The organism is Streptomyces sp. NPDC032198, from assembly GCF_040636975.1.
In the GTDB taxonomy this organism is placed as follows: domain Bacteria; phylum Actinomycetota; class Actinomycetes; order Streptomycetales; family Streptomycetaceae; genus Streptomyces.
This window is the reverse complement of the sequence record NZ_JBEZVL010000038.1, coordinates 1-4,504: the sequence shown is the minus strand read 5'-3', so window position 1 is coordinate 4,504 and position 4,504 is coordinate 1. Positions and strand designations below refer to the sequence as shown.

1 protein-coding gene is annotated in these 4,504 nt (G+C 74.0%); it reads left to right on the top strand.

What is annotated here, in order from left to right:
• Positions 1 to 12 precede the first annotated feature (12 nt).
• Positions 13 to 4,504, top strand: a 4,492-nt coding sequence (locus tag AB0E78_RS41750; RefSeq protein WP_361844926.1) for an SDR family NAD(P)-dependent oxidoreductase, incomplete at its 3' end; no start/stop codon positions are given.

Below are 4,504 nucleotides of genomic sequence, written 5' to 3'. Positions count from 1 at the left end.
GGGGTACGGACGTTGGCCGGTCAAGGCGTCGATGTCTTCCTTGAGTTGGGCCCTGCCGGAGTGCTGACCGCGATGGCCCAGGACACCCTCGACGAAACGCGCCCGGACGCCCGTGCGGTGGCGTCGGCGCACAAGGAGAAGCCCGAGCCGCGCGCCTTGGTCGAGGGCTTGGCCCGCGCCTGGACGTACGGGACAGGCGTCGACTGGACGGCACTGCTGCCGGGCGGCCGTCGGGTGGACCTGCCGACGTACGCCTTCCAGCGGCAGCGGTACTGGCTGGAGGGAGAGGAGTGCGGCCCCGTCGACCTGCCCGCGGTCGGGCTCGGCGCGGCCGGACACCCCCTGCTGGGTGCCGCGGTGACGCTCGCCGAGGACGGCGGGGTGCTGCTCACCGGAAGACTCGACCTGCGCACCCGCCCCTGGCTGGCCGACCATGCCGTGGGCGGCACGGTCCTGCTGCCGGGCACCGCCTTCGTCGAACTGGCCATCCGCGCCGGTGACTCCGTCGGCTGCGACCGCGTCGAGGAACTGACCCTTGAGGCGCCCCTGGTGCTGCCCGCCGAGGGCGGTGTGACCGTGCAGGTGCGGGTCGGCCCGGCCGACGAGTCCGGTCGGCATGCGCTGAGCGTGCACTCCCGGCCCGCGGCCGACGACGACTTCGACCGGGACGGGGCACCGTGGGTGCGGCACGCCGATGGCGTGCTCGGGACCGGCGCAGCGGACGGCTTCGCCCCCGCCGTGTGGCCGCCGGAAGGTGCCGAGCCGGTCGAACTGGACGCGTTCTACGAGCGGTTGGCGGGCGCCGGGTACGGGTACGGGCCCGCGTTCCAGGGCCTGACGGCTGTCTGGCGGCGCGGCGAGGAGACCTTCGCCGAGGTGGCGCTGCCCGATGGTGTCGACGCCGAAGGGTTCGGCCTCCACCCGGCGCTGCTCGACGCCGTGCTGCACGCGGAACTCGCCGTCGGCGAGGCGGGCGGTGAGGTGCGGCTCCCGTTCGGCTGGAACGGCATCTCCCTCCTTGCTCAGGGGGCGCGTACGGTGCGCGCCCGGCTGGCCCCGGCCGGACCGCAGGCCGTCACCATTCAGCTGGCCGACGGCGCGGGCCGGCCGGTCGCCCACATCGACGCCCTGGTGTCCCGAGCGGTACAGAGCGACCGGCTGCGTACGGAGTCCGCGGCGGCCGTCGATGGCGCCGCCCTGTACGGCATGGAGTGGACCCCGGCCGCCCGCGGCGGCGAGCCCGTCACCGAGTGGACGGTGCTCGGGGAGGACGGTGCGCACGACGCCCAGTGGACCGTCCTGCCGTACCTGCCGGTCGCCGGCGCCGATGTCGTGACCGTCCTGCACGAGGACACAGCTGCCGCGCTGACAGCCGTCATCGGGTGGCTGGAGGCCGAAGTCCCGGACGGGGCACGGCTGGTGGTCGTCACCTCCGGCGCCGTCGCGGCCGGTGAGGAGGACGTGCCGGACCTCGCACACGCCGCGTTGTGGGGCCTGCTGCGCTCCGCGCAGACCGAGCACCCGGACAGGCTCGTCCTCGTCGACATGGACGATCCGGAAGCCTGGCGGACGCTGCTGCCCGCGGCTCTCGCCACCGGTGAACCGCAGGTCGCCGTGCGGCGCGAGGTATCGCTGACGCCCCGCCTGGCCCGTACGCACGTGCAGTCGACGGCGGCTGCGTCCCTCGACCCGGAGGGCACGGCGCTGATCACGGGCGGCACCGGCTCGCTCGGTGCCCTGTTCGCGCGGCACCTGGTGCACGAGCACGGGATACGACACCTGGTCCTCGCAGGACGGCGCGGCCTCGACGCGCCCGGTGCCGTGGGCCTGAAGGCTGAGTTGGAGGCGGCCGGTGCCCACGTGACCGTCGCCGCCTGCGACGTGAGCGACCGCGCCGCGGTGGACGCACTGGTCGCGGGCGTGGCCGCCGAGCACCCCCTGACCGCGGTCGTGCACACGGCGGGCGTCCTCGACGACGGCGTCCTGACCTCGCTGACCGCCGACCGGCTCGCGGCAGTGCTGCGCCCGAAGGCCGATGCCGCCCGCCACCTGCACGAGGCGACCCGGCACCTGGACCTGGCCGCGTTCGTCCTCTTCTCCTCCACCTCCGGTCTCGTCGGCGCCGCCGGCCAGGCCAACTACGCGGCGGCGAACGCCTTCCTGGACGCCCTCGCCGAGCACCGCCGGGCCCAGGGCCTCGTGGGCGTGTCCCTGGCCTGGGGCCTGTGGGAGCAGGCCGGCGGCATGACCGGTGGGCTCGACGGGACAGGTCGGCAGCGGCTCACCGCCGACGGCGTTTCGGCCCTGACGGATGCCCAGGGCAGTGCGCTCTTCGACCGGGCGCTGGCGGCGGCCGGCCTGGTGTCGCCGGTGCACTTCGACGCTGCGGCCCTGCGGGCCCGGGCGGCCGACGGCACCCTGCCGACCGTGCTGCGCGGTCTGGTCGGGACGCCCGGCCGCCGCCGTACCGTCGCCGCGGTCGGCACCGCCGACGAGTCGTCAGCCTTGGTGCGGCGGCTGGCGGGCCTGTCGCAGGAGGAGCAGGAGCGCGTACTGCTCGACCTGGTGCGCACGCACGTGGCGGCCTCCCTCGGCCATGCCGACATGTCGGCCGTGGTGCCCGGGCGTGGATTCCATGAGATGGGCTTCGACTCCCTGATGGCCGTGCAGCTGCGCAACTCGGTCAATGCGGCTGTCGGGCTCCGTCTCCCCTCCACACTGATCTTCGACCACCCGACCGCGCTGGCCCTCGCACGCCACCTGCGCGACGAACTCGTCGGCGAGGAGGCTGCCCCCACACCGGCCGCCGCCACGCGCACGGCCGCGGCGGACGAACCGATGGCCATCATTGGCATGGCGTGCCGCCTCCCCGGCGACGTCCGTTCACCCGAGGAGCTGTGGACACTGCTCAGCGAGGGCCGGGACGCCGTCTCGCCGTTCCCCTCGGACCGTGGCTGGGACCTGGAAGCACTGTTCAACCTCGACCCCGAGGTGCCCGGGACCAGCTACTCCAACCACGGGGCGTTCATCCGGGACGTCGCGGACTTCGACGCCGAGGCGTTCGGGATCTCCCCGCGCGAGGCGCTGTCGATGGACCCGCAGCAGCGGCTCCTGCTCGAAACCCACTGGGAGGCCCTCGAGCGCGCAGGCCTTCCGCTGGACTCGCTGCGCGGCACCCAGGTCGGTGTCTTCGCCGGATCGATGCCCTCCGACTACCTGTTGAGCCTCAACGAGATCCCCGGCAGCCTCGAGGGCTACACGATGACCGGCAACGCCTCGGCGGTCATCTCCGGCCGGATCGCGTACGCCTTCGGCCTGCAGGGGCCGACCTTCACCGTCGACACCGCGTGCTCCTCCTCGCTGGTCGCCCTGCACCTCGCGGGCCAGTCGCTGCGCAGCGGTGAGTGCTCGCTGGCCGTGGTCAGCGGCGTGACGGTGATGTCCGGGCCGCAGGAATACATCGAGTTCGCCCGGCAGCGGGGACTGGCCCCCGACGGGCGCTCCAAGTCCTTCGCCGCCGCGGCCGACGGGGTCAGCCACGGCGAGGGCGTCGGTGTCCTGGTCGTCGAGCGCCTTTCGGACGCACGGCGCAACGGCCACGAAGTGCTGGCCGTGGTGCGGGGTTCGGCGGTGAACCAGGACGGTGCGAGCAGCGGACTCACCGTGCCCAACGGTCCGGCCCAGCAGCGGGTGATCCGCGCCGCCCTCGCCAACGCGCGGCTGTCCGCGCACGAGGTGGACGCGGTGGAGGCGCACGGCACCGGCACCACGCTCGGCGACCCGATCGAGGCGCAGGCGCTGATCAGCACGTACGGGAAGGACCGGCCCGCCGACCGCCCGCTGTGGCTCGGTTCGCTGAAGTCGAACATCGCGCACACCCAGGCCGCGGCCGGTGTGGCCGGCGTCATCAAGATGGTTCTCGCGATGCGTGCGGGCACCCTGCCCAGGACGCTGCACGTGGACGAGCCGACGCCGCACGCCGACTGGTCGGCCGGCAACGTCCGACTCCTCACCGAGGCCCGGCCGTGGCCGGAGACGGACCGTCCGCGCCGGGCCGGTGTGTCCTCGTTCGGCATCAGCGGCACCAACGTCCACGTGATCATCGAGGAGGCACCGAGGACCACCGCCGCGACGCCCGGTGACCGCCCGCCGGCCGGCACGGTGCCCTGGGCCCTGTCGGGGCGGACCGAGGAGACCCTGCGCGCCCAGGCGGCCGGCCTGCACGCGCACCTCACCGAGCGTCCGGGCCTGGACGCGGTGGACGTCGGCTTCTCGCTGGCGACCACCCGTACCGCGCTGGAGCACCGGGCCGTGGTGCTGGGCCAGGACCGCGACGCACTCCTGGACTCCCTGGCGTCCCTCGCCGACGGCCGCCTGCCGGAAGCCGCTTCGGTCGTACGGGCTCAGTCGCGGACGGCGTTTTTGTTCTCGGGTCAGGGTGCGCAGCGTGTGGGGATGGGGTGTGGTTTGGCTGCTGCGTTTCCGGTGTTTGCCGAGGCGTTGG